27 protein-coding genes are annotated in these 24,596 nt (G+C 44.9%); 21 read left to right on the top strand and 6 right to left on the bottom strand.

What is annotated here, in order from left to right; all coding sequences use genetic code 11:
* Positions 1 to 488: 488 nt before the first annotated feature.
* Together paaX and paaK are read right to left on the bottom strand one after the other, a co-directional pair.
* Entirely contained in the window at positions 489 to 1,340 is an 852-nt protein-coding gene (gene paaX, locus G6R08_RS06960; RefSeq protein WP_163527317.1) for a phenylacetic acid degradation operon negative regulatory protein PaaX, read from the bottom strand.
* A gap of 259 nt (positions 1,341 to 1,599) precedes the next feature.
* A complete protein-coding gene (gene paaK / locus G6R08_RS06955) occupies positions 1,600 to 2,934 on the bottom strand; it encodes a phenylacetate--CoA ligase PaaK (RefSeq protein WP_163527316.1) in 1,335 nt (444 codons plus the stop codon).
* A 313-nt stretch (positions 2,935 to 3,247) separates the two neighbouring features.
* Between paaK and paaA the strand changes: the two genes are divergently transcribed.
* The 11 genes from paaA (at position 3,248) to G6R08_RS06900 (ending at position 12,019) form a co-directional block, all read left to right on the top strand.
* The gene (gene paaA / locus G6R08_RS06950; protein WP_240339807.1) at positions 3,248 to 4,159 is read left to right on the top strand and encodes a 1,2-phenylacetyl-CoA epoxidase subunit PaaA; all 912 of its coding nucleotides are present in this window, start codon (positions 3,248 to 3,250) and stop codon (positions 4,157 to 4,159) included.
* 23 nt (positions 4,160 to 4,182) lie between these two features.
* On the top strand, positions 4,183 to 4,542 hold the full coding sequence (gene paaB / locus G6R08_RS06945) for a 1,2-phenylacetyl-CoA epoxidase subunit PaaB (protein WP_163527314.1): 360 nt from the start codon (positions 4,183 to 4,185) through the stop codon (positions 4,540 to 4,542).
* Positions 4,539 to 5,354, top strand: a complete 816-nt coding sequence (gene paaC / locus G6R08_RS06940) for a 1,2-phenylacetyl-CoA epoxidase subunit PaaC (protein ID WP_163527313.1) — start codon at positions 4,539 to 4,541, stop codon at positions 5,352 to 5,354. The genes paaB and paaC overlap by 4 nt, the downstream gene beginning before the upstream one ends.
* Positions 5,355 to 5,377: 23 nt before the next feature.
* Complete coding sequence (gene paaD / locus G6R08_RS06935) at positions 5,378 to 5,878, top strand: 1,2-phenylacetyl-CoA epoxidase subunit PaaD (RefSeq protein ID WP_240339658.1); 501 nt, start codon at positions 5,378 to 5,380, stop codon at positions 5,876 to 5,878.
* 360 nt (positions 5,879 to 6,238) lie between these two features.
* Complete coding sequence (locus G6R08_RS06930; protein WP_163527311.1) at positions 6,239 to 6,544, top strand: EthD family reductase; 306 nt, start codon at positions 6,239 to 6,241, stop codon at positions 6,542 to 6,544.
* Positions 6,537 to 7,310, top strand: coding sequence for an enoyl-CoA hydratase-related protein (locus tag G6R08_RS06925; RefSeq protein ID WP_163527310.1), 774 nt, complete (start codon positions 6,537 to 6,539; stop codon positions 7,308 to 7,310). The genes G6R08_RS06930 and G6R08_RS06925 overlap by 8 nt, the downstream gene beginning before the upstream one ends.
* A 3-nt stretch (positions 7,311 to 7,313) precedes the next feature.
* Complete coding sequence (locus G6R08_RS06920) at positions 7,314 to 8,096, top strand: enoyl-CoA hydratase/isomerase family protein (protein WP_163527309.1); 783 nt, start codon at positions 7,314 to 7,316, stop codon at positions 8,094 to 8,096.
* 18 nt (positions 8,097 to 8,114) lie between these two features.
* The gene (locus G6R08_RS06915; protein ID WP_163527308.1) at positions 8,115 to 9,641 is read left to right on the top strand and encodes an aldehyde dehydrogenase family protein; all 1,527 of its coding nucleotides are present in this window, start codon (positions 8,115 to 8,117) and stop codon (positions 9,639 to 9,641) included.
* Between the two features lie 21 nt (positions 9,642 to 9,662).
* A complete protein-coding gene (locus G6R08_RS06910) occupies positions 9,663 to 10,517 on the top strand; it encodes a 3-hydroxyacyl-CoA dehydrogenase (protein WP_163527307.1) in 855 nt (284 codons plus the stop codon).
* Between the two features lie 15 nt (positions 10,518 to 10,532).
* A complete protein-coding gene (locus G6R08_RS06905; protein ID WP_163527306.1) occupies positions 10,533 to 11,732 on the top strand; it encodes a thiolase family protein in 1,200 nt (399 codons plus the stop codon).
* A 47-nt stretch (positions 11,733 to 11,779) separates the two neighbouring features.
* Complete coding sequence (locus tag G6R08_RS06900) at positions 11,780 to 12,019, top strand: 4Fe-4S dicluster domain-containing protein (protein WP_163527305.1); 240 nt, start codon at positions 11,780 to 11,782, stop codon at positions 12,017 to 12,019.
* 452 nt (positions 12,020 to 12,471) lie between these two features.
* On the opposite strand, the gene G6R08_RS06895 is transcribed toward G6R08_RS06900, so the two are convergent.
* The 4 genes from G6R08_RS06895 to G6R08_RS06885 form a co-directional block, all read right to left on the bottom strand.
* A complete protein-coding gene (locus G6R08_RS06895; protein ID WP_163527304.1) occupies positions 12,472 to 14,058 on the bottom strand; it encodes a sodium:solute symporter family protein in 1,587 nt (528 codons plus the stop codon).
* Positions 14,055 to 14,174 carry a symporter small accessory protein gene (locus G6R08_RS22360; RefSeq protein WP_338035424.1) on the bottom strand — a complete coding sequence of 40 codons (120 nt, stop codon included), beginning with the start codon at positions 14,172 to 14,174 and terminating at the stop codon, positions 14,055 to 14,057. The genes G6R08_RS06895 and G6R08_RS22360 overlap by 4 nt, the downstream gene beginning before the upstream one ends.
* A 672-nt stretch (positions 14,175 to 14,846) precedes the next feature.
* Complete coding sequence (locus G6R08_RS06890; protein WP_163527303.1) at positions 14,847 to 15,146, bottom strand: hypothetical protein; 300 nt, start codon at positions 15,144 to 15,146, stop codon at positions 14,847 to 14,849.
* A gap of 229 nt (positions 15,147 to 15,375) precedes the next feature.
* Positions 15,376 to 15,870 (bottom strand): sigma-70 family RNA polymerase sigma factor, encoded by a 495-nt coding sequence (locus G6R08_RS06885; protein WP_163527302.1) that lies wholly within the window; start codon positions 15,868 to 15,870, stop codon positions 15,376 to 15,378.
* 197 nt (positions 15,871 to 16,067) lie between these two features.
* Between G6R08_RS06885 and G6R08_RS06880 the strand changes: the two genes are divergently transcribed.
* From G6R08_RS06880 to G6R08_RS06835, 10 genes are all read left to right on the top strand, one after another.
* Complete coding sequence (locus G6R08_RS06880; RefSeq protein ID WP_163527301.1) at positions 16,068 to 16,532, top strand: RNA polymerase sigma factor; 465 nt, start codon at positions 16,068 to 16,070, stop codon at positions 16,530 to 16,532.
* A 216-nt stretch (positions 16,533 to 16,748) separates the two neighbouring features.
* Positions 16,749 to 17,045 carry a hypothetical protein gene (locus G6R08_RS06875; protein WP_163527300.1) on the top strand — a complete coding sequence of 99 codons (297 nt, stop codon included), beginning with the start codon at positions 16,749 to 16,751 and terminating at the stop codon, positions 17,043 to 17,045.
* Complete coding sequence (locus G6R08_RS06870) at positions 17,046 to 17,732, top strand: DnaD domain-containing protein (RefSeq protein WP_163527299.1); 687 nt, start codon at positions 17,046 to 17,048, stop codon at positions 17,730 to 17,732. It begins immediately after the preceding gene.
* Entirely contained in the window at positions 17,711 to 18,043 is a 333-nt protein-coding gene (locus tag G6R08_RS06865) for a hypothetical protein (protein WP_163527298.1), read from the top strand. The genes G6R08_RS06870 and G6R08_RS06865 overlap by 22 nt, the downstream gene beginning before the upstream one ends.
* Positions 18,033 to 19,340 carry a replicative DNA helicase gene (dnaB, locus tag G6R08_RS06860; protein ID WP_163527297.1) on the top strand — a complete coding sequence of 436 codons (1,308 nt, stop codon included), beginning with the start codon at positions 18,033 to 18,035 and terminating at the stop codon, positions 19,338 to 19,340. The genes G6R08_RS06865 and dnaB overlap by 11 nt, the downstream gene beginning before the upstream one ends.
* A gap of 577 nt (positions 19,341 to 19,917) precedes the next feature.
* Positions 19,918 to 20,223 (top strand): hypothetical protein, encoded by a 306-nt coding sequence (locus G6R08_RS06855; RefSeq protein ID WP_163527296.1) that lies wholly within the window; start codon positions 19,918 to 19,920, stop codon positions 20,221 to 20,223.
* Positions 20,224 to 20,416: 193 nt separating this feature from the next.
* Positions 20,417 to 20,863, top strand: a complete 447-nt coding sequence (locus G6R08_RS06850) for a hypothetical protein (protein WP_163527295.1) — start codon at positions 20,417 to 20,419, stop codon at positions 20,861 to 20,863.
* Positions 20,864 to 21,213: 350 nt separating this feature from the next.
* A complete protein-coding gene (locus G6R08_RS06845) occupies positions 21,214 to 21,957 on the top strand; it encodes an SDR family oxidoreductase (protein WP_163531169.1) in 744 nt (247 codons plus the stop codon).
* Positions 21,958 to 22,148: 191 nt separating this feature from the next.
* A complete protein-coding gene (locus G6R08_RS06840) occupies positions 22,149 to 23,345 on the top strand; it encodes a M24 family metallopeptidase (protein ID WP_163527294.1) in 1,197 nt (398 codons plus the stop codon).
* 33 nt (positions 23,346 to 23,378) lie between these two features.
* Positions 23,379 to 24,587, top strand: a complete 1,209-nt coding sequence (locus G6R08_RS06835; protein WP_163531167.1) for a cystathionine gamma-synthase family protein — start codon at positions 23,379 to 23,381, stop codon at positions 24,585 to 24,587.
* Positions 24,588 to 24,596 lie beyond the last annotated feature (9 nt).

The following is a 24,596-nucleotide window of genomic DNA, read 5'->3' as shown; positions in this document are numbered from 1 at the left end:
GTAGACAAACCCGGGGTTTGTCTACAAGCTATTTTACTCTCTCGTATATTTACTCCACGGTAAACCGGGTAATCGAAAGAGATTATTCTTTGCAGCTGATGTTAGCTAGAGAGCAACCTTCTCTTCTTAGTTCTGACGGGATACACTTGATAGCAACTGCGTATAAACTAAAGTTTTTAATAGACACATAGCAAAAATCAGAAGGGGAGTGATATTGATTGATTTCGAAAAAATGATCTTAAATCACTCATACCAGCAGTTGACATACACGAAGACTCCTACGGGAACAGCGCGAGTCGAAGATCCCGCAGGAAAGCGGTCTTTGCTTTCTGAGGAATCTGAGGCCGTGCCCGTGGAAAGCGGAGTGTATGTTAACTGCGAGTTCATAGAGCCGGTAGATGTAATATTTCCGGGAGCCTATAACAAAAAAGCAGTTCGGTTCTAGAGTGAGTGTACTCCAAAACCGAACTACTTAGATTAATGCATAGTCAGGATTCTTTTATATCAAGCGGTTCACCCGGTTCAAATACAGATTCAAAAAAGCGCGTCGCAGGTTCCCTTAACATTTGATAATAATCCCTAAAAAGAGAAGCCGCTGAATCTCCTAACCAATCCTCAGGTAATAGCTCTTGAGGAAGGCTGGGGTCGATGAACAAAAACTTCCTGTATTGATGGACTAACATCGTTCTCTCTACGAAACAGCTTCCGTCGCTTAAATCTCCTTTTTCAATCTTATTCTTATCGATTATATATTTCTGGCTATATGTTTGGATAAACTCCGAGTAACGCTCATTCACTTCTTCCAAGTCCCAGCATTGATCGACCAGGTCTTTGTTCTCGTTCATTCCCTCATATTTCGCACGAAAGAAATTGACATAGGAATCGATTTCGTATTTGGCAATTAAGTTGTTAACTTGCTCTTCTAGCGGGTTTGGCGTGATCCAGCAGCTGTTTGATAAAAGGCCGAAACCGCTCCAAACTAATTCCCTTCTTAATTCATCTCTTAAGTGGCGTTTGTCTTCAGGGATCGTATAGAGCAATAACCGCCACTCTCCGTCCCAGGAAGGAGGGTTGATTTGATAAATTCGATTCGCGGCTTCATCCATTCGTTTTTTTCCGCGGTCTGTTAAGTAATAATAGCTTTTGTTTCCTTGCTTTTCAGACTGTACCCAGCCTTGTTTGCTCATACGGGATATCGCTGCCCGGACGGACTGTTCGTTGTGACCGAACTCTTTCAGTAATCGAATTAAACTGCCAATCCATATGACATTTCCGTATTGACTAATGTAATCTCCGTATAATGTAAAAATCATTGAACGTGTGTTAAATAGTTTTTCCATCAGCTGTCCTTTCCTTTTCCTCCGTGGTTTATAGCTTGTATATTATGCTATCATGCTCGCTTATCACTTTAAATAATCGTAAGAACCTAATTTGCTTTTCCATTTTAATAAAAGCAATGAAACGTTACGTTATCGTGATAAATCCTCTAATAGGTATTCTACTACAAAATGAAAAAGCGTCATACTATTTTTTCTGGATACAAAAAAATACAAAGCGAAGGGTCCTTTCGCTTTGTATAACATAGTAGTTATAGCCATTTTATAGGGAAGCAGACAGGGAAGAGCGAGAATCGAAAATGCGTTTGGCTTTTCCTTCAGATCGCGGAATGGTTTTGGGTTCTTTTAACGTCACTTCCATGGAGACGAGAGCTTCCATCTTCAAGATCTTCTGGATCTTTTTGACGAGTTCGCGGGCGCTTGCTTCGTTTAAGTCCTGTGCCGGCAACGATGCAAAGAATTCTTCGCAAACTTCCACGTGTAATTCAACGTGGTCCATGACGCCTTTTTTGTGAAGGTGTATTTGATAATGTGGGACCAATTCATCCATGCCGCAAATGTAACGCTCGATTTCGGAAGGAAAGACATTGACGCCGCGGATAATGAGCATGTCATCTATTCGCCCCTTGATCCGGCTCATCTTCGTCGTCGTTCGTCCACACGCGCATTTTTCCCGAGTAATCGAAGATATATCACCTGTTCGATAACGAATAATCGGCAGTGCTTCCTTAGTAAGACTTGTGAAAACGAGTTCTCCGTCCTCGCCGTCGGGTACAGGTTCGAGTGTATCAGGGTTAATCACTTCAACGAGGAAGTGATCGTCCGCAATATGAAGACCATCTTGACATTCCACGCATTCCATTGCTACTCCTGGCCCCATCACTTCGCTTAAGCCGTATATGTCTGATGCTTTTAAATCAAACATGTTCTCAATCGTCTTTCTCATTTGTTCTGACCAGGGTTCGGCGCCAAGTATAGCATATTTTAAAGAGGTGGATGCTGGGTCAATGCCCATATTCTTCATCGTTTCTCCTATGTTCAACAAATAAGAAGGAGTCGAACAAATGACACGAGGTTTAAAGTCTTGAATAAGTGTGATTTGCTTTGATGTATTTCCGCCTGAAATCGGCACAGTAGCGCAGCCTAAATGCTCGGAGCCCACATGCAACCCTAATCCGCCCGTAAATAAACCATACCCGTAAGCGTTGTGAAGCACGTCTCCCTTACGCCCTCCCGCCATGTAAATAGCGCGGGCTACAATTTCTCCCCAATGATCCATATCATTTCTTGAGTAGGCCACGACCGTAGGCTTCCCGCTTGTACCAGATGAGGCATGGATTCGGACAACTTCCTCCATAGGAGTGGCCAATAAGTTAAAAGGATAATTCTCACGCAAGTGGTGTTTCTTCGTAAAGGGAAGCTGCTGGACATCCTCCCATGACTGAATATCGTCAGGGGTGATATTGGATTGGTGAAAAGATTCTCGATAAAACGGGACATGGTTATACACGCGTTCAACTGTCTTTTTCAAACCTTCCCATTGAAAGTCTTTCATTGTTGAGCGACTCCAATGTTCTCTTTCCGAAAAAGTGGACATGATATGATCTCCTCCTATGATATAAAATATACGGGATATTTAATAACCGTCACATACAAGATATCGGTTAGTGAAAACGCTGTCAATATATTGGAAAAATTTAAATTTTTTTTATAACCGCCAATAAGGCTGATTTTATAATGTTTCGCGCATTGTATAACAACAATAAAAACATTTTGGTGTTGATTATTATATAACGTTTATTTATAATGACGTTAAACAAACGTAACAAGGGAGTGGTATAGTGTATAACTACGGTGGCACATTAGCTGCAGACAACGTTGATGAAAATAAAGAAAAATATGAGCGATTTATGGAGCGCATTGAAGCCGGTGAAAAAATTGAAGCTGACGACTGGATGCCGGATGAGTATCGCCAAACCTTAATCAAACTCATTTCCATGCATGGAATCAGTGAAATTATGGGAGCACTTCCTGAGAAGGAGTGGGTCCCGAAAGCGCCGACTGTAAAAAGAAAACTTGGGATTATGGCAAAAGTGCAGGATGAAATGGGTCACGGCCAGCTGCTGTTAAGAGTAGCGGAGGATTTAATGAAGCCCTACGGGAAAAACAGAGAAAGTTTAATGGAGGATCTATTAAATGGCGACTTAAAATTCCATAACGTTTTTCACATGCCAACGAGAACGTGGGCAGATGCAGGGATGGTAGGCTGGCTCGTTGATGGGGCCGCGATTATTTCACAAACCAATATGTTAGATGCCTCCTATGGACCTTATCAGCGGGCACTCAAGCGCATCTGTCAGGAAGAAGTCTTCCACGCGCAACATGGGGAAGCGATTATTATGGCGTTAGCCGAAGGAACTGAGGAACAGAGGAGAATCCTGCAAGAATCACTGAATAATTGGTGGCCTTCCCTGTTAATGTTTTTCGGACCTGAATCCGCATCCACGACAGGTTCTTCCAAGCAAGAGGTGACGACGAAATATCGCATTCGTAAAAGTTCCAATGAGGAATTGCGTCAGGCTTTTCTCGATAAATATTTGCCGCGTGTTTTCTCACTAGGGTTAACGGTTCCGGATGAAACGGTTCATTATGATGAAGAGAAACAGCATTGGGTCTACCAACAGCCTGATTGGAATGAATTCAAACAAATTATCAGCAATAATGGACCACGATCAAAAGAACGCTTGCGTTTAAGAGAAATTGCTTATGAAAACAATCGCTGGGTGAGGCAGGCATTGGCTCCGCAGGTTGTTACTTCATAAGGGTTCGGAAGGGAGAGATGATGATGGAAAAACAGAATGAGTCAAACTTTTATCAAGAATATGAAGTGTTTAGTAAAAAAAATGAAAAGTCGCCCATCCAGCACCAGTTCAGCCTGCTCGCCCCCAATGACGACATGGCGCTGAACATGGCACAGGAAAATTTTATGCGCCGGGAAAAAGTAATCGACGTCTGGGTGGTGCCGCGCAATCATATTCGCTCCATGAATAGTGAAGAGCGCCAGCAGTGGACGAATCGTTTAGACAACAAAGATTATCGCAGTACGAAAGGTTACGGGTATTTGAGGAAAAAATGGAGTGAAAAAGAACAAGGGATGTTAGATGAAAAAGAAATTATGTCCTGGAAAGAGGTGAAAAAATCATGAAATCGATTGAAACCATCGAACAGGCGAAACAAAATCCTGCCTATTACAAGGCCTTAACTGAATTATTGTATCAGTTAGCCGATGATGACTTTATCATTTCTTTCCGAGGGTCTGAATGGCTCGGGTTAGCCCCTCATATTGAAGAAGATGTTGCCTTTTCATCGATTACGCAAAATACGATGGGGCATGCCTTTCTCTACTATCAATTATTAGAAGATTTAGGGGAAGGAGAAGTCGATGTACTTGCTCACGAACGCGCTCCTGAGCAAAGGCGGAATGCCAATTATTTTGAAAAGAGAAATGGAGAAGGATCCTACTGTGGAGAGCCGTGGTATGACTGGGCGCTGACCGTTGTTCGTCAATTTTTATATGAAACTATGAAAAAGGTCAAACTTGAAGCGGCTGTGAAAAGTTCCTATGAACCGCTGGCGAACACGGCGCAGAAAGTATTGATGGAACAGCCTTATCATTTGGCGCACTGGAAAATGTGGATGCAGCAGCTTCTAGGTTCAACAGAAGAAGCTCGTGAAAAAATTCAGGCCCGTTTAGAGGAAGCGTGGGAAGAAGGCAAGGATATTTACGATTTAGGGCTAAAAGCTCAGGATATCCTGCACCATCAATTAATCGCTGGTGAGAATGATTTGAAGCAGCGGTGGCTGAAAGAGGTGCAGGCGACGATCAAAGGCTTACCGGCCGATTCACTGGGTAACAAGTTTGGCAGTGGCCGATCAGGAGAACATACCACCGACTTAGAGCAAGCTTTACAAACGCTGGCAGAGGTTTATGACAGCGATCGGCTTGCGGTATGGTAAGAGATTTTAAGGAGGGGATACACGTGAATGATGAACAAAAGCGACAGGAAATTCTAACTATCTTAAAAACAGTGGATGACCCTGAGCTTCCTTCGGTCAGTGTACGGGATCTCGGAATGGTTCACGACGTAATGGTCGATCACTACAACATATCGATTACCATGGTACCCACCTTTGCAGGCTGCCCTGCCCTCGATTTTATTGAAAAAAATGTGAAGCTGGCGGTAGAAAGCCTGGAATGGGTCGAGAGGTGTCACGTTGAATTTTCCTTCCAGATTAGATGGTCAACGGATGCGATTACGGATGAAGGAAAAGAACAACTGAGAAAGCATGGCGTGTCGCCGCCCCCTGAAAACTATCAACCTGGGGAGGAATGGTCCGTCGATTGTCCGTATTGCGGGTCATCGTTTACCTCGATGGATAACGTGTTCGGTCCTACCGCATGCCGCAGTATTCTCTATTGTGGTTCCTGTAAAAATCCATTTGAAGCCATGAAACCCGTCGTAGATTGTTCAGTTGTGTAAGTCTATATTTTTATCCTTTGTGAGGCGAAGGTCGAAACGAGTTAAAGACGAACGATGTGCTGTTTTAGCGGAGAAAATATACGCAGACTCCTACGGGAGGAAAGGCCTAGGTGAGACTTCGCAGTGCGTCAGCACAAGAAGGCTCAACAGCCGCCCGTGGAAAGCGAAGTATATTTTCGTAGCGGTTTACATGCACCAATCATAATTATATAGTTCGGATTTCCATTTGAAAAACACTTTTGTCCCAGCCTCTTGGAAAACGAAGTGGATGTCGACTGCGGGATACAGGCGACAACCTATTGAAATATTTAAACCTTAGTATTTATAAATCCGTTTTACTCAAGAAAGGAGTTTTTATAGATGGTCAAGCTAATTGCTCTGTACAAACAACCCGAGGATAAAGAGGCGTTTGATGAGCACTACTTTAACACACATACCCCGATTACAAAGGAGATTCCGGGCTTGCGGGAAATGAAAGTCACCAAAATCGTCGGTTCTCCGATGGGGGAAAGCGAGTATTACCTGCTTTGTGAAATGTTCTATGATGATCACGATTCCTTGCAAAAGGGGATGAAGTCAGATGAAGGAAAAGCTTCTGGAAAAGATCTAATGAAGTTTGCGGGCGATCTTGTGACGTTGATGATCGGTGAAGAAATAGATGGCTAATGAATTTATTCAAACATTTGTCGAGGAAAAAGCCGGAATCATTCAGCTTGATCGGCCCCAGGCAGCCAATGCACTGAATCGGCAAATGGTCGATGAAATCGTTGAACAAATGGAGCGCTTCGACCGTGATAATTCGATTCGTGCGATTGTCGTAAAGGGAAACGAGAAAGCATTTGCTGCGGGAGCTGATATTGATGAAATGATGGATGATTCCCCGCTGTCGCTGGAGCTTACCAATCCTTTCGCGGTTTGGGATCGGATGATGCTGATAAAAAAGCCCGTGATCGCAGCCGTCAACGGTTTTGCTTTAGGCGGCGGATTTGAACTGGCGCTTCATTGCGACCTCATTGTTGCGGCTGAGAACGCAAGCTTCGGTTTTCCGGAAGTGACCCTCGGAGTCATGCCCGGAGCTGGCGGTACACAACTTTTAACAAAAGCGATGGGGCGGGCGAAAGCATTGGAATGGATTTGGCTCGGGCAGCCGATGAGCGCACGGGAAGCCTTGCAGTACGGTGTGATTAACCGGGTAGTGGCACCCGAAATGGTAGTGGAAGAAACGATGAGATTGACTCACCAGCTTGCCGAGCAGGCGCCTGTAGCGGTCCGTCTTATCAAGGAAGCAGTTGATGAGGCTGTGGACACGCCGCTCGAAGTTGGGTTGAAGCTGGAACGGAAGAATTTCTACCTGGCCTTTGCTTCTCAGGATCAAAAAGAAGGGATGAAAGCTTTTACCGAAAAACGGTCTCCTTCTTTTAAGGGGGTGTGATGAATGGAAACTGAATTCGAAACAATTACTTATGAACAAAGCAAAGGTGTCGCGAGGATTGTCTTAAATCGACCGTCTGCCTTCAATGCTTTTACAGAAAACATGAACAAAGAGATCATCAAAGCTTTAAAGGCAGCAAGCAAAGATGATGAAGTAAGAAGTATCGTGATTACAGGTGAGGGAAAAGCGTTTTGTGCCGGAGAGGACTTGGCTGGAGTCGATGAAGATACCAATCATGCTGACTTCCTTCGTAACCGCTACCATCCGATGATGAAGGCTATCAAACAAACGGAAAAGCCGATCGTGGCTGCAGTCAATGGGACAGCAGCAGGCGCGGGGATGAGTTTAGCCTTAGCGGCCGATTTTCGTTTAGTGCAGCCAGAGACCAAATTTGTAAGCGCATTTATGAGCATCGGGCTTATTCCAGATTCGGGTTTCCTTTATACGCTGCCTCGTCTCATAGGCTATGCGAAAGCACTAGAGATAGCCGTGCTCGGCAAGCCGATTACGGGAGAAGAGGCGAAGGAACTGGGACTCGCAACAGAGGTTATACAATCGTCGGAATGGGAGGATGGGGTAGCTCAATTTTCCGAAAAACTAGCAGCCATGCCTACTCAATCTATATCTCTAGTAAAACGATACATGATCGACGGCATGAATTCTACCTTTGAAGATTTATTAGAAAAAGAAGCGCAGGCCCAGCGGATCGCGGGGCAGTCTCACGATCATCGAGAAGGGCTGCAGGCATTCAAGGAAAAACGTAAACCAACATTTATTGGAAACTAATTAAAGGAGTGGTGAGATATGACAAGCACAGTAACAGCAGAAGCGGTAACAGAGGTAGGAGCGATGAAGCGTGAACATTATGGAATGGTTATTAATGGCGAGCGCGTAGAAAGTGCTTCCGGCGAGACGTTTCAGGTGTATAACCCGGCAAAAGGTGAGGTCCTTGCTACAGTTGCGAAAGCCAATCAGGAAGATGCAGAGAAGGCCGTACAAGCGGCGCGGAACGCTTTTGACAAAGGAAAATGGAAGAATAAATATCCGGTCGGAAAACGCTCCCGTGTCCTCAATAAAATTGCAGCCATCATGCGGGAACGATTTAATGAACTCGTGGAAGCGGAAGTGTTAAACAGCGGGAAGTCTGTCGGTGCGGCACAGGTTCAAATTAATCAGTCAATTGAGGACTTTGAATTTTATGCGGGTGCGATTGTCGGCCACCGCGGTGCCGTCAATAATATGCCGAATGGCTTTTTCAACTATACACACAAGGAATCGGTTGGAGTGTGTGCGCAAATCATTCCGTGGAATTATCCGATGATGATGGCAGCTTGGAAAATCGCCCCGGCCATTGCTGCTGGCTGCTCCGTGATTATTAAACCGGCCAGTTTGACGCCGATTACAGCGATTATTTTGAATGAAATTTGTCATGAAGCAGGTGTGCCAGAAGGTGTCGTGAACACGCTCCCAGGTTCAGGTAAAGTTGTTGGCGACTATCTTGTTGAACACAAAGATATCAACAAAGTGGCCTTTACAGGTTCAACGCCGACAGGAAGAGATATTATGAGTAAATCTTCAGAGACGCTAAAACGCCTTACCCTCGAGCTGGGCGGAAAATCACCTAATATCGTGTTTGAAGATGCAGATTTAGATGCGGCTGTTCCAGGTTCTTTGTTTGGGATTTTCTTTAACACGGGTCAATCTTGTGAAGCGCGTTCACGCATGTTTGTCCATGAATCGATTTATGATGAATTTATGGAACAATTTATTGCAAAAACTGAGAAGCTGCAGTCAGGAGATCCATTTGATAAAGGAACGCACCTTGGTTCGATCATCAGCCGCAATCAGCTTGAAGTCATCGATGGCTACGTTCAGTCTGCTAAAGAAGAAGGAGCGACCATCGCGACAGGCGGTAAAGTCATGGAGATTGAAGGATTTGAAAATGGTCATTGGTATGAGCCGACTGTGATTACCGACGTTACCCCTGATATGAAAGCTGTGAAAGAGGAGATCTTCGGCCCTGTCGTTGTGGTCGAGAAATTCACGGATGAGAAAGATGTCATCAAGCGCGCCAACGATACTGAGTACGGATTAGGATCGGCGATATGGACGAAAGATCAGGGCAGAGCTACTCGCGTCTCCCATCAGATTGAAGCCGGAATCGTGATGGTCAATACGCCATTCTCAGCATTCCCTGGCACTCCATTTGGAGGATATAAACAATCTGGATTCGGCAGAGAACTTTGTGTAGAAACACTCGATCTTTATATGGAAGATAAAAGTGTTCTTTCCTACTATGGACCAAAACCGCTAAATCCGTTCGGGGTGTAAAAGAAAGGAAGGGCTTAGACCATGGCTGTACAAAACGTGACGGTGGCGGGAGCTGGTGTGATGGGGCGAGGCATTGCGTATGTCTCGGCCCTTGCCGGCTTTCATACCACATTAGTCGATGTGTCAGATCATCAGCTGCAGGATGCGTATGCGTTTGCTGAAAAAACGACACGAAAAGGGATTGAAAAGGAAAAAATCACAGAACGGCAGGCGGGCGAACTACTGGAACATCTTCACACGTCTTCGCAGCTTGAATCAACCGTAAGTACGGCTGATTTACTGATAGAAGCAGTGCCAGAGAAACGCGATTTGAAGAAACAAATTTTGGAGACGGCAGATAAACATGCACCAGAGCATACAATTTTTGCTTCAAATACGTCAACGATCAGTCCTACAGAGCTCGGTTCCTACACAAACCGAGCACCACAAGTAGCGGTTATGCATTTTTTCAACCCCGTCCATCGTATGCCGCTTGTCGAGATTGTGAAAGGGTTAGAAACGAGCGATGAGACAGTTGATCTTATTCGTGTTTCTTCAGAAAAAATGGGGAAAGAAACCGTTGAAGTCAATGAGTTCCCCGGGTTTGTGACGAGCAGAATTAGTGCCCTTGTCGGAAACGAAGCCTTTCAGATGCTGCAGGAAGGCGTGGCCACTGCAGAAGATATTGATAAAGCAGTTCGACTGGGCCTGAACTATCCAATGGGGCCCCTTGAGTTAGGGGATTTAGTCGGATTAGACGCACGCCTGAATAACTTAAAGTACTTACACGAAACGTTAGGCGAAAAATACCGCCCTGCCCCGCTGCTGGAACAACTTGTTCAAGCAGGCAGGTTAGGGAGAAAAAGCGGCCGCGGCATATATAACTACAATGAGTAAGGGAGGTTAACGTTCATGGAAGAAGTTGTGATTGTAGATGCAGTGAGAACACCGATTGGACGGTATAATGGTGCTTTAAAAAGTGTCCGCCCGGATGATTTAGGTGCCCATGTTCTGCGTTCCTTACGAGAGCGCAATCCGAATCTTCCCCTTGACGAAATCGAGGAGGTCATCCTTGGCAACGCCAATGGGGCTGGAGAAGACAACCGAAATGTTGCCCGGATGGCTGCATTACTCGCTGGCTATCCGACTACCGTAGCAGGCACAACGATTAACAGATTGTGCGGATCAGGATTGGATGCGGTGACCTATGCTGCCCGGGCGATTGCGGTTGGGCAGGGAGACGTGATGATTGCAGGGGGCACAGAAAGTATGACGCGGGCCCCTTATGTGATGGGCAAACCCGACAAAGGATTTAAACGCGGCGATCAACAGCTCCAGGACACGACGATCGGCTGGCGTTTTACTCACCCGTCCATGGATGAAATGTATGGCACAGATTCAATGCCTGAAACAGCTCAAAATGTGGCTGAAGCCTATAACATTTCACGATCTGATCAAGATGAGTTTGCTCATCAAAGTCAACTGCGTGCCAAAGAAGCGATGGAAAGTGGCCGATTGAAGGATGAAATCACACCCATATCGATCCATGACCGGAAGATGGGTACATATGAGGTGGCTGAAGATGAACACCCGAGACCGTCCACTACACTGGAAAAATTAAATAAACTTCCATCGTTATTTTCCAATGGCAGTATTACCGCTGGCAATGCATCAGGGGTCAATGATGGAGCTTCGGCTGTTTTATTAATGAGCCGGAAAAAGGCGGAGGCCCTTGGGTTAGAACCTCTTGCTGCTTATGTTACCTCAGCTACAGCAGGAGTAGAACCTAGAATTATGGGGATCGGTCCGATTCATGCCACGCAAAAAGCGCTCAAACGAGCTGACATGAACGTGGATGATCTTGACTTGATCGAATTAAATGAAGCATTTGCCTCCCAATCTCTTTCGTGTATCCGTGAGTTGAACTTGAATCAGGAGATTGTCAATGTCAATGGAGGTTCGATTGCTTACGGTCATCCGTTAGGAGCCAGCGGAGCTAGAATTCTAACGACACTGCTGCACGAAATGAAAAAGAGGGACAGTAAGAGCGGCTTAGCTACAATGTGTATTGGCGTAGGCCAAGGCATTTCGATGATTGTAAAAAGAGATTGAAACGCATTCTGTGCTGTTTTTGATTTTATAAAAAGGAGGGCTTCACCGTGGCTTTTGTAATTACATCACCTTGTAAAGATGAAAAGGCAGGCGAATGCATCGAAGTCTGTCCAGTGGATTGTATTGAAGAAGGCGAAGACATGTTTCATATTGATCCGGAAGTTTGTATTGAATGTGGTGCCTGTGAGGCAGCGTGTCCCGTAGAAGCAATCTATATGGAAGACGAAGTTCCTGAGGAAGAAAATGACTATATTCAATTGAATCGCAAGTTTTTCGAAGCGGGGTAGGCTGCGTCGGCGAAGAAATTCTTCATTAGGGCGTTATGGCTGGTCGTTAAGTCGTAATGACTGTGAGTTAGGGAGGTATAGGTTTGAGATAGGTCGTTATCTTTTTGAGACCGGGCGTTATCGCTTCACGTTAGGGGGCAATAACAAAACACTTCGCTTTCCGCGGGCACTGCCTCAGCTTCCTCGGAAAGCAAAGGGTGCTTTCCTGTGGGATCTTCGGCTTGCGCAGTTCCTACAGGAGTCTTCGTATTTTGACTGCGCTAATTATCAAGATAATTAATAGAGTAACAGAAAGCGGCTGCCCACTTGAGGTAGCCGCTTCTTTCATTAGATCAATGTTAAACAATCGTGCACTATTGACGGATAAGGTCCGCTTAACCTGTGAATAGCAACTTTAATGCTTATTGAAGCCCTTCCTTGAACAATAAACCCTCATCCATCTTACCTCTCATTTACTTCGAAGCGACAGAGTCCTCTGTTACTTCTACGTCAACTTGCTCGCCCGTTTTCAAACTAACGAGAATAAATACAAGGCTTGAAAGCGGGAGCGCGTAGAACAATGGGTTAATATGAGTCATCGGGAAGCCTAATAGACTATCCACTCCGAATAAGGCGTTGGCTAATCCGATGGCTGCCGCTTCTTTTTGATGGAAAAATAGAAAACCGATAATACTTACGGCAAAACCGACAACGATACTTGAAATGGCGCCGGACCTTGTTGAACTTTTCCAATACAGACTGCCGATGAGTACTGGCAAAAACCCAGCAGCGCAAATACCGAACCAAAACGATGTGGCTTGTGCTATGACGCCGCCTGGTAAGATATAGGCTAATATGACGGCAGCAGCCATACCAATGATGACACCAATGCGGGACAAGCTGATTTTGTTGCCGAATACGGAGTTGACCCCGATGTTCTTCAAGATGTCTTCACTAAAGGAAGCGGACTGTACGTGAATTAACGAGCTGACTGTTGAAATAACGGCTGATAATGCTGTTAAGGTAAACAAATAGACGAACCAATCTGGCATCATCTCATTGATAAATGTTGGGATGACGAGGTCAACGTTTCCGCCTGCAACCGTCATAGCAAGCTCACCCGTCGTATTGTAAAAATAAAGGTTGGTAAGCGGACCGATCATGAAAACGGCGCCTGTCATAAAAAATATAAAGATACCGCCGACTAGCACGGAGCGATTTAAAGCTCGGTTGTCCTTCACGGTCATGCACCGCATGGTAAGCTGCGGCTGAGCTAATACGCCGATACCGACACCCATGATCAGTGTACTGACCAGCGTCCACCAGATGGGGGAACCGAAGGCCGGCATGGATGTCCAACCACGATGTCCTTGTTCCGCGAGAGCGTCGGGGACAAGATCCTTCAACGCTGTTAACCCACTATGTCCTGCGGTTAATCCTCCGACTGCCTGATACGTCGCGAACAAAAAGATCGCCATCATAACGAGCATAACTACTGCAGCAAAGGCGTCCGTGTACATCACGGCTTTTAGACCGCCGCTGATCACATAAGCTCCTACGATAAATGCCAGTACTAACAGAGCGATATTGTAATCAATCGCTAGTGTTTCCTCTAAAAACCGGCCGCCGCCTATTAAGACAATACTTGTGTAGGCCGGCATAAACACAAAGATCATTATCCCCGAAAACACAGTGATAAATTTCGAATTATATCGCTCCCCTAAAAATGATGGGAACGTAAACACATTCATTTCAGCTGACAGTTTTCGGATCCTCTTCCCAAATAAGGCGAAAGCTATAAAAATCCCTAATACAATATTCAGAAAAGCCAACCATAGCAAGCCGAAGCCGTAGACAGCCGAAACGCCTCCAAAACCGACGAGCGCGGAAGTACTGATGAATGTCGCCCCATAGGACAAGGCCATAACAATCGGATTGATATTACGTCCGGCCACAAGGTAATCTGCTTCTGTATTCGTTTTCCGATAACCGTAATAAGCCAGCCCAGACATAATGGCTATGTAAACGGTTAATAGCGGGATAAGCACTGATAGATTCATTTCGAATCATCTCCTCCTTTGTTCCAGTTAATTAACCCATAAACGACGCAGCCGAGTGCCGATAAAGCTGTGCCGACCCAAGCGAATACAATGATTAAACCGTCCATTCCCAGCATAATTATCTCTCCTTGTTATTGATAGATTCTCTTCATTCAACCTTTAATAAACAACCAATTTGTAAGCCCTTTCAAAATATTAAATTATAGTTCGTTAATTTTACGTAGGTTATAATAATGGCATAATAGGAGTGATCGGAAGGTGTGTTTGACGTTGATGATGTCGTTGGCTGAGCTTCTAATCATTTTAGGTTGTGTACTGGAGTGAGTTAACTAAGGTGAGAAGGAAAAGGGATAAGCCTGATTTTTCTTCACAAGTTTAATACAGTTAATAATTTGAAGTTTCATTGTGTGTGTAAATCTGGTTTGTTTAATTTTTGGATCACCTCCCCACTTTTATATGATGTTTTATCATATTAACGTTATATATACGTTATATTAACATAAGTGGAATGAATTGCAATAACTTTCAGATAATTTTTTAGTTGGCCTACCGACATAGCCAGTATTCATTGACTGGGCAAGATTATAAGTCAGTCAAGCGGTGTAATTGTTCTCCGAAAGAGATAAGCCTGGAACTGGAGTACTCTAAGGAGATTGATTGGTGAATGCTTAATAAATGGAGGTAGATAGTTGCTGGTGGGGTTAAGGTATCAGCAAAAAATATAGCACAAAAAAGGATGGTCTTCTGTTCAAGAAAACCATCCTTTTTTCAATAGATTGAGTTTGCCATTATTCGTTATTGTTATGTTGTTCTTCGTCTAATTCATCGTCACCTTGGTCTTTTTGCTCTGAAGGCTCTTCGCTCGGATCAGGTTCTTGCTCATCATTGTTTTGGTTTTGTTGTTCGGAAGGTTCTTCAGTTGGATCCGGCTCTTGTTCGTCATTATTTCCGCCTTCGTAGTTTTGGTCAGTAGGCTGCTGTTCATTTTGGGTTGGCTCTTGTTCTTCGTTAGCAGTGCCACACCCTGTCAATAACCCAGCGGATAGAATGGCTGTGAGTAAACCAAACATTAGTTTTTTCCATTTCATAGTGATCACCTCATTCAAACATGTTGTTACCATTATTTCCAATTTGTTCGTATCTATTCCACACATATTTAATTTGTTCTTTGATATCGTTCATTTGGAGGTGAACACTTCGAACGCATGGTGAGACAGAAGCAATCTGCCTGAATTATACTCTCTTTAACTATCTCATTTGCAAGGAAACATATTCATTTACCACCAAAATGAATATGTTTAGTTCATTATGGTAGATTTAAAACTCCCCGATTTCCTCCAATAACCCGCGCAGCTTTTTCTTCGCATGACGTCCCCAATTCTTCACAGCATCCCTCGTCACCCCTTCAACCTTGGCAATCTGCTCCACCGACAAATCCTGGATGATAAAATAGTAGACCCATTTCCATTGATTTGTCGTCAATATTCCTTTGACTTGCTCCCACAGGTAGTGGTCTTCGATGAGATCTTCTGTGTGCAGCGGGGTGGTGATCTGGTCCTGGATATAGAGTTGATCATACTTTGAGGCGGTTGCTTCTCTGCGGATGGCGTCAATGAGGGCGTTGCGGATTTTCCAGCTTATGTAGGTTGATAATTTTCCCATGTCGGGATTGTAGCTTTCACATGCTTTCCAGAGTGCTTCTAATCCTTCAGCAAAAAAATCTCCGTTGCGATCTTTGATGTGCAGTTTGTGGATATGGAAATAAATCAACTGTTTATGTTGTGCAACAATCTCTTCGAAGTCTATGGACATACGGCCAGCCACCTTTTCGGTTTGATTTTTCATAATTATTATCGTGTCGAAAAGGGGTTTTGGTGTCATAAATTGGGTTAATTTTTAAAAAATTGAAGAAAATTATAAATAAATATTCCATTTTTGTAGTTCTTAGGTAATAATAAAGGGGTGCACAAATTCAGTGATTGGATATCCAATAGAAATGGAAACTAGAATTGAACGAACCCTACGAACACTACCACCGTCTTGTCTACTTAGTCCTCCACAAACTAAACGTGAGGAAACCTCATGAGGATTATCTCCAGGAAGCTTTTTTCATTTATGAGGCATGCAAGGAAAGCTTCGATCCTTCCCGGGCCAATTTTTCTACGTATTTTACAAACCAGCTCACTTTCTACTTCAAGTCCCTGTTTCGCAAGCAAAAGTTTCAATTGTCACGGCTGTCTATGCTGAGCCGATATGACAGTTCTTTTTCACCAGATCCGATTATGGATTTGATTTCCTTCCACGATATTTTCCATTATGCTGCTTTAACTACTTTTGAAAAAAGTGTTCTCCGCTTATCACTTCAAGGCTGTACGGTTGGACAGATAGCGCTGTCTGAATCGGTCAGTCCTGCTACAGTGAAGCGTGCGAGAAAGGCGATTAAGGAGAAAACGAAGCCCCATCTGTGTCCATAATCGATTCTTACATCTGCCCTTCGCTGCATACCATTTTCCTTTTCAAACTAGCTTGGCTCACATTTCTCACCGTGTGTGGCAAGTATTTTCTTGGAGGAAAAAATAATGGTGAGTTTTTGACACCACACGCGGAGCACATCCGATTATAGATCATGAAGGGGGAATTTTTGTGAGGCAAAAAACCCTTCCACAAGAAAAATCAAGGAGGAAACCAAGATGAACTATGTAAAAGAAATTCAGGCATTCTATGAGCAGGTGGAGCTTAAACCAATTTCGGCATCTGCCGCGAGCTTGTGGCACGCGATGTTGTACTTCCACCATAAATCGGGTGCGCGTAAGGAGTTCAAAGTAGGAGCATTGGTGTTATGTATCAAATCCGGGTTAGGAGAGAGCACGTTCAAGAAGGCACGGCGGGAGTTAAGGGAGAAAGGTTACATTATCCATATTGCGGGTGAGCCGAAAGAGATCCCGACGTATCAAATGATTTCATTGCAGAAAGAGGAGAGCTATTAAATGAACTACATCAAAGAAATCAATGCTTTTTATAAAAAATTAGAACAAACGCCGTTATCGGGCTCCGCCATATCGTTGTGGCATGCGTTAATGAGCGTGAACAATCAATGCGATTGGAAGGAAGAATTTACGGTTGCCTCGTGGGTGGTTCGTGCTAAAGCGGGGTTAAGCGAAGGAACTTTCAAACGGGCGCGAAATGAATTGAAGGAACATGGTTACCTGATTCACAGGCCGCGGGGATCGCGGTTGAGTGCGGCTTATCAAATGGTCTCTTTGCAAGCCATAATGGACCTCAATGTATACGATAAAACGAGCCCATTAGTTAAACAGAAAAAGAAACAGAAACAAATAGTAGTGGCGGAAGGGGGACCGCATTCTTTTTATGAACAAAATATGGGCATGCTGACGCCGTTCATTGCGGAGTCGATTACGAAGTGGTGTGAGGAAATGTCGGATGAGCTGGTGCTTGAATCTATGAAAATTGCCGTCAAGCAGAATAAACTGCTGTTTCAGTATTGCGAGGGGATTTTGAAGCAATGGGAAAAGCGCGGCGTGAAGACGGTGGAGGCGGCTAACATGTTGGAATCGGAAAAAGGATCAACCCGCCGGTCGAAAAAAGCAGCGAACCAGAGTATTTTTGACAAGCTGAGAGCGGAGGGTGACAAATGGATCACAGAGAAGCGTTAGAAGTGCTGGAAACGATGAGTGAACTGTACCCAAATAAAATCGAGATTACAGAAAGGGTAGCGGACATGCTGATTCCCGAGTTGATGGAAATGGACTTTCCTGGTGTGATGAAAAAATTGTCAGCCTTTGCAGCGCGAAACGTTTTTCCACCGACCCTTGCGGAAATCGCGGTGTATCCGCCGGAGGAAAACACGTACCTGGATAAAATGCGGCAATGGGAGCAGGAAGCGGCGAACGTAACGCCGGAAACGAAGCAGCGTTTTCAAAAGCAGCTGCAGCAACTGGTGGAGGAGATGTCACATGATTCGTAATCATGAAGCGGAACAGGCGGTACTTGGAGCGATCCTGCAAGAAGGGACTCTCGTTAAAGATGTGTTTCTGCTGGCTGTACATTTTGAGAACCGTAATCATCAGGAAATTTTTCAAGCGATTAAAAAGGTAGATGCGGCAGAGCAGCCAGTCACGATTGTAACGGTCACGACTGAATTAGGAGAGCGGGTAGGGCGTCTCGGCGGCGTTCAGTACTTGCTGTCCCTGGCTGAATCGGTTCCGACCACTGCCACATTTAAGCATGACCAGCGGCTGGTGCTAGATGCTTATCGAAATCGAAAGACGAAGGATTTGGCATTAAAGTACGCCGGCAATCCTACAGATCAATCTCTTGATCAGCTGATGGGGCGCCTGGATGAACTGCGTCAGATTGGATTCGAACAGGGCCGGACAACTGTGTATGAGCACTTGATCGAAATCGCTCAAGGGATGGCCCTTCCACCCGAAGGCGGGCAAACCGGTTTTTCCACTGGCTACATACAACTCGACCAGATGACAGGCGGGGCGCAGCGAGGCGATTTAATCATCGTCGCCGCCCGCCCATCCATGGGAAAAACGGCCTTCGCCTTGAATCTGGCCACCCACCATTGTCGAGCAGGAGGAGCGGTTCACCTGTTCAGCTTAGAGATGGGCGTCAAATCACTGCTGCAGCGGATTATCTCGATGGAAGCCGCGGTCGATGGGCAAAAGTGGCGCTCGATGAGTTTTTCCAATAAAGATTATGCACAAGCGCTGAAATCGATTGGGGAGATCGCCCGCTGGTCGCTCAACATTCATGAACAGGCGCGAACTGTTCATGATATCCGGGCAAGCGTTCGTCAAGCTATGCAGGACGATAAAGCCGGCCGTAACCATATGGTGATCATCGATTACTTGCAACTATTGACGGCAAAAGGCCGCTTCGAACGCCGCGATTTGGAAGTTGGAGCGATCACACGAGAACTGAAGCTGCTCGCCCGCGAACTGAACGTACCGATCGTGCTGCTGTCACAGTTGTCCAGAAATGTGGAACAGCGCCAGGATAAACGCCCGATGCTGTCTGACTTGAGGGAGTCCGGCAACATTGAGCAAGACGCAGATGTAGTCAGCTTTCTGTATCGGGATGATTACTATAACAGAGATTCGCAGCTCAAGAATCGTGTGGAGGTTTTGCTCATGAAGCAGCGGAATGGTCCGGTTGGAAGTGTCGGGTTGAAGTTCTTGAAGGAGTACGGGAGGTTTGAATGTTTAGAAGAAGGGCTGTCTGATTTTCGAGGATCTGAATTAATTGTTCCTTAATGGTTGAGGATTGTCCTCTAACTCGAGGGGATTGCTCCCTAACGGAGAAGATTGTCCTCTAACTCCTCGGGATTGTTCCCTAGCGGAAAAGATTGTCCTCTAACTCCTCGGAATTGTTCCTTAACGGAGAAGATTGTCCTCTAACTCCTCGGGATTGCTCCCTAACGGAGAAGATTGTCCTCTAACTCCTCGGGATTGTACCCTAGCGGAAAAGATTGTCCTCTAACTCCTCGGAATTGTTCCTTAGCGGAAAGGATTGTCCTCTAACTCCTGGATTGCTCCCTAACGGAGAAGATTGTCCTTTAACTCCTCGGGATTGTACCCTAGCGGAGAAGATTGTCCTCTAACTCCCCGGGATTGTTCCCTAGTGTAAAAAGTGTTGGTTCATCTATATAGGTTCTGGTCAATTTCACTGGTGTCACAAACTCGTCACCGGAAAATTTACATTATCTTAAAAGTTTGATGGTACACTCGGAGTTAGTACACGACGATTTTCTTTTGAAAAAAAGAATATCATCGGTGTACGTGAAATAAGGATAGTCACACGGAGAAAAAGTCGAAAATAAAGGAGTGCAGTATGTTGTTTCTCAACGAAGTAAAAAATCTAGAATTTAATAGTCAACTTTCCTTAAATCAAGTAGAGGACCGCCTTTTGATTACAGCAGACTTTCCTCAGGACTTCCTTTTTGAAAATAGCTTGGAAAATCCTTTTCTATATGTGACTTTGTATGTTCGCGGTGGTTCGATAATTAAGTTAATAGATGAAGACACAGCTCAGCTGTACACACCGGCGAAAAAGGATTTTGCGCCAGAAACCTATCAACAAATCATTGCGTTTGCCAGGGAGCATGCCCCGCAATTTAAGAATCTTTCTGGCAAGTAAGATTAAGATGATGAGATTTAAGCATCCTGTTTTTCTAAGAAGGGCAGGATGCTTTTTATGTTGCCGTCTCGATTCGAGAGTTAGGAGTCGCTCTTAATGAATTTATGTTTAATTTTTAGTTTCAATATAATGAAAATATTGGTATGCTTTTTCATAGAAAAATAGAAGTGATCAAGGAAAGGGGGAGTCGTGGATGGATAGGACGACTGAAATTGTACTGGGTATTTTAGGCAGTGTGTTATATGCGTCCGCTTTAATCGGTATTTTTCCATCATTATTTTCTATATTCCCCAGTATGTATGAATCCACCCTACAACCAGGAGTCTCATTTCCCGTTATTTTCATGGTCGTATTGATTTCTCTGCTTGTTATTCTTGTCACGGTTTTGCCTGCAGCTGGCTTGATTTTGGGAATTACGGGTACAAGTTTTTTAGTAAAAAAGAAAAGTCCTAAAGCAGCTGGTGCTCTCTTTCTATCGGCTGCTATCCTATCTGTTGTGCTAACATTATTCCTCGGGGTAGCTGCCATAGGTTTCGTGTTTTTCTCAGCCTTGGGTAGTACGGTTTTTTCAACATTCTTAGGACTACTGGCCATATTACCGTTCTTTGTCAGTGGCATTATGTGCCTGGCTAGAAAGTAAGTGGACCTCCAGAGGAGCACGTCTTCATACAGTTTAATTTAAGCAGCCCGGAAAACCCTTTACCATAAGGGCTTTCCGGGTTGCTTGTTTTATACATTGGCTGCTCACAATGGCGTTTTATTGTTCCATGGTCCAAAACGAAAGGTCATAATGTTCTTATTCCCACGGGAAGTTTTTCTGAAATATACAGCACAGGGTATGTTTTAGATGTCGACCGTTGTGGAAAAACGAAACATGTGGGGCTGGAAAAAGATCGTATGCCCTGTTTCACTTCAAAATTAGTACATTGCATGCCGGGTGATCGCAACACTTCCCGGTCAGTATTATTAGAGAAAGGTGTGTTTTTGAAAATGCCTAACCATATCGAAGGAAAAGTTGTCGTCTTAACGGGTGCGTCCAGCGGCATTGGAGAATCAACTGCGAAGGAACTGGCTAGTCATGGTGCCAAACTTGTCCTGGCCGCACGGCGTGAAGAACGGCTTCAGGAATTACAAAAGGCCATCGAAAACGAAGGTGGAGAGGCTCAATACAAAGTGACGGACGTCGTTTCTGAGGAACAAATGCAGGAACTGGGGCGTTTTGCGCTGGATACGTACGGAAAAATTGATGTGATGGTGAATAACGCCGGGTTAATGCCACAGTCGCTGCTGCATAAGCTGAAGACCGACGAGTGGGATCGTATGATTGACGTCAATATTAAAGGCGTGCTGTATGGCATCGCTGCGGTACTGCCGCACATGCGTGAACGAAAAACCGGCCATATCATTAATATCTCATCTGTCGCGGGTCATGAGGTCTTTCCAGGGAGTGCGGTCTACAGCGGAAGTAAGTTTGCTGTCCGTGCCATTACCGAAGGACTGAGAAAAGAGGAAGCGGCGAACAATATTCGCACGACGATTCTTTCTCCTGGTGCGATCGATACCGAATTAACCGAAACTATAACTGACAACGAGGTCAAACAGGGTGTGGACGAGCTTTACAAACAAGCGATTCATCCTGATTCCATGGCTCGGGCAATTCGTTATGCCGTGGCAGAACCAGGCGATGTATCTGTCAATGAATTGATCGTTCGACCTACTTCGCAAGAGCTATAAACTAAAAAGTTTAAATCGACTTTTTAAGCCCCCTGCTTCTCATGAAAAGAGGCAGGGGGCTTTTGCGTGAGCACTGTTCACAATCTCTATGGGACCATTTTTACAAAAGAATTATCAAAAGGGCCACGTTTTATTCCCCCGCCATTGTGGGAACAGAACCATAAATTGTTAAAGGAAGGAGGGGGTTCACTGTGCAACAATTATTTAACTTAGAAGAATATCACCAAAGACTTAGTCAGGTGAAAACCCGAATGGACGAACAAGGGGTGGATGTTCTGTTGGTCTCCAATCCATCCAATATCAATTACCTATCTGGTTATAATGCGTATTCTTTCTACGTTGTGCAAGCCTTAATTGTCATTACAGAGCATGATCAGCCAATTTGGATTGGCAGAAGGGAGGATGCGAATGGTGCCAAACTAACGACATGGCTGGATGATGATCGCATCTATCATTATACGGACGACTATCTTCATTCGAACACGAAACACCCGATGGATGTGATTACCAACGTGTTTAAAAAACTAAACCAGGATCAGCGGCGCATCGGGGTAGAGTTGGGCAGTTATTATTTTTCAGCCATGATTTATGAAAACTTTAAAGGTTCGTTGCCAGATGCTAGTTTCATAGATGCCACAACACTAGTCCCCAACGTGCGGATGATTAAATCGCAGCAAGAATTACAATACATGAGAAATGCTGCGGCGAATGCTGAACATGCGATGGAAATCGGCATCAACGCAATTCGTGAAGGGGTAAGTGAAAATGAAGTCGCGGCTGACATCTACCATGCCCAAATTAATGGGGCAGAAGGGGTTGACGGAGATTATCCATCGATTGTGCCGTTATTGCTGTCAGGGGTTAAAACGTCGAGCCCTCATTTGACGTGGGATGGAACAGCTTTTCAAGGAGATGAGATTGTCACACTTGAACTGGCTGGAGTTCATAAACGTTATCATTCCCCGCTTGCAAGAACGATCAAGCTCGGACAGCCAACTTCAAGGGAGAAGCGCCTGGCAGACGCTGTCCATGAAGGGATTAACGAGGCGCTCGCTGCCGTCAAACCTGGTAAAACGTGCGGAGATATAGCCATGGTATGGAGTGAGACAATCAAGAAGCATGGGTTTGAAAAATATGACAGACTCGGCTATTCCATCGGCTTAAGTTATCCGCCGAACTGGAGCGAGCATACAGCGAGTATCCGTCAGGGAAATGAAACCGTCCTGCAGCCGAATATGACGTTTCATCTGATCCCAGGGCTCTGGGAACAGGACTGCGGAGTTGAATTCAGTGAAACGTTCGTCGTTACGGAGGATGGCTGTGAAACCCTTGCCAATTACCCGCGTGAACTGATTATTAAGGAAGGCAAAAAGGCGACTTCTTCTTAAGAGATAAATAAAGAATCAAGGGAGGAATAAATGATGACTAATCAATGGGATTATGGAACAGAGTCTGTTTGGGCTGGTGAAGACCGCTATTTACTGCAAGGCGCAACACAAGTTCCTGTTGTTCACAGTGTTTCCTTTGGTTATAGCGACATTGATGATTGGTATGACGTGGCCTTAAATAAACGAGAAGGGCATATTTATGCGAGAAATACAAATCCAACGGTTGATGCGTTTGAGGAAAAAATTCGTCAGCTGGAAGATGCAGAGGCCGCGACCTCCTCTTCAACGGGCATGTCAGCTATCAGTAATACACTCTTTGCTTTGCTCTCCTCAGGTGATCGTGTCGTGTCCATCAAAGATACGTACGGCGGCACCAATAAAATTTTCTCGGAGTTTTTGCCAAAATTTAATGTGGATGTGGAGCTTTGCGATACAACTGACTTTGAAGCCATAGAGCGGGAGGTTGAAAAAGGTTGTAACATCCTCTATTTAGAGTCCCCGACGAATCCAACGTTAAAAATTGTTGATCTGAACAGGCTGATCGCAGCGGCCAAGCGTGTCGATGCATTAGTAATCGTTGACAACACATTTGCCACGCCGATCAATCAGCATCCATTGGCTCTCGGAGCTGATCTTGTGATTCACAGTGCCACAAAATTTCTCGGAGGCCATGCCGATGCGCTTGGCGGGGTCGTGTGCGGACCTAAAGAACTCGTCGATAAAGTGTATCACTTTCGCGAAATTAACGGTTCAACACTTGAACCTATGTCCGCGTACTTGCTGCTTCGCGGCATGAAAACACTTGATATCCGCCTTAAACAGCAAGAATGGAGCGCCCAAAAAATTGCCCATTATTTAGAGAAGCAGCCGCTTGTTGAGGATGTCTTTTATCCAGGACTCCCTTCCCATCAGGGCCATGACATCGCAACTCAGCAAATGGATGGCTTCGGCAGCATGCTCAGCTTTTCACTAAAAGGCGGACTTGATGCGGTCCGTGAATTTCTGCCAACCCTTAACCATGCACACTTGGCGGCCAATTTAGGTGCCGTCGAAACCATTGCGAGCATACCGAGAACATCAAGTCATGTGGAAAGTTCGGCTGAAGAGCGTAAAGCCATGGGAATTCCTGAAGGGTTGATTCGTTATTCCACAGGAGTGGAAAACACTGAAGACTTAATCGCTGATCTCGATCAAGCCTTTAAGAAGCTTTCTGAAAAACAACCGGAATATACGAACTCGTAAGGAAGGTGA

This window comes from Halobacillus ihumii, from assembly GCF_902726645.1.
Taxonomy (GTDB): Bacteria; Bacillota; Bacilli; order Bacillales; family Halobacillaceae; genus Halobacillus_A; species Halobacillus_A ihumii.
The sequence above is the reverse complement of the archived record's forward strand: the minus strand, read 5'-3'. Positions and strand labels throughout refer to the sequence as shown.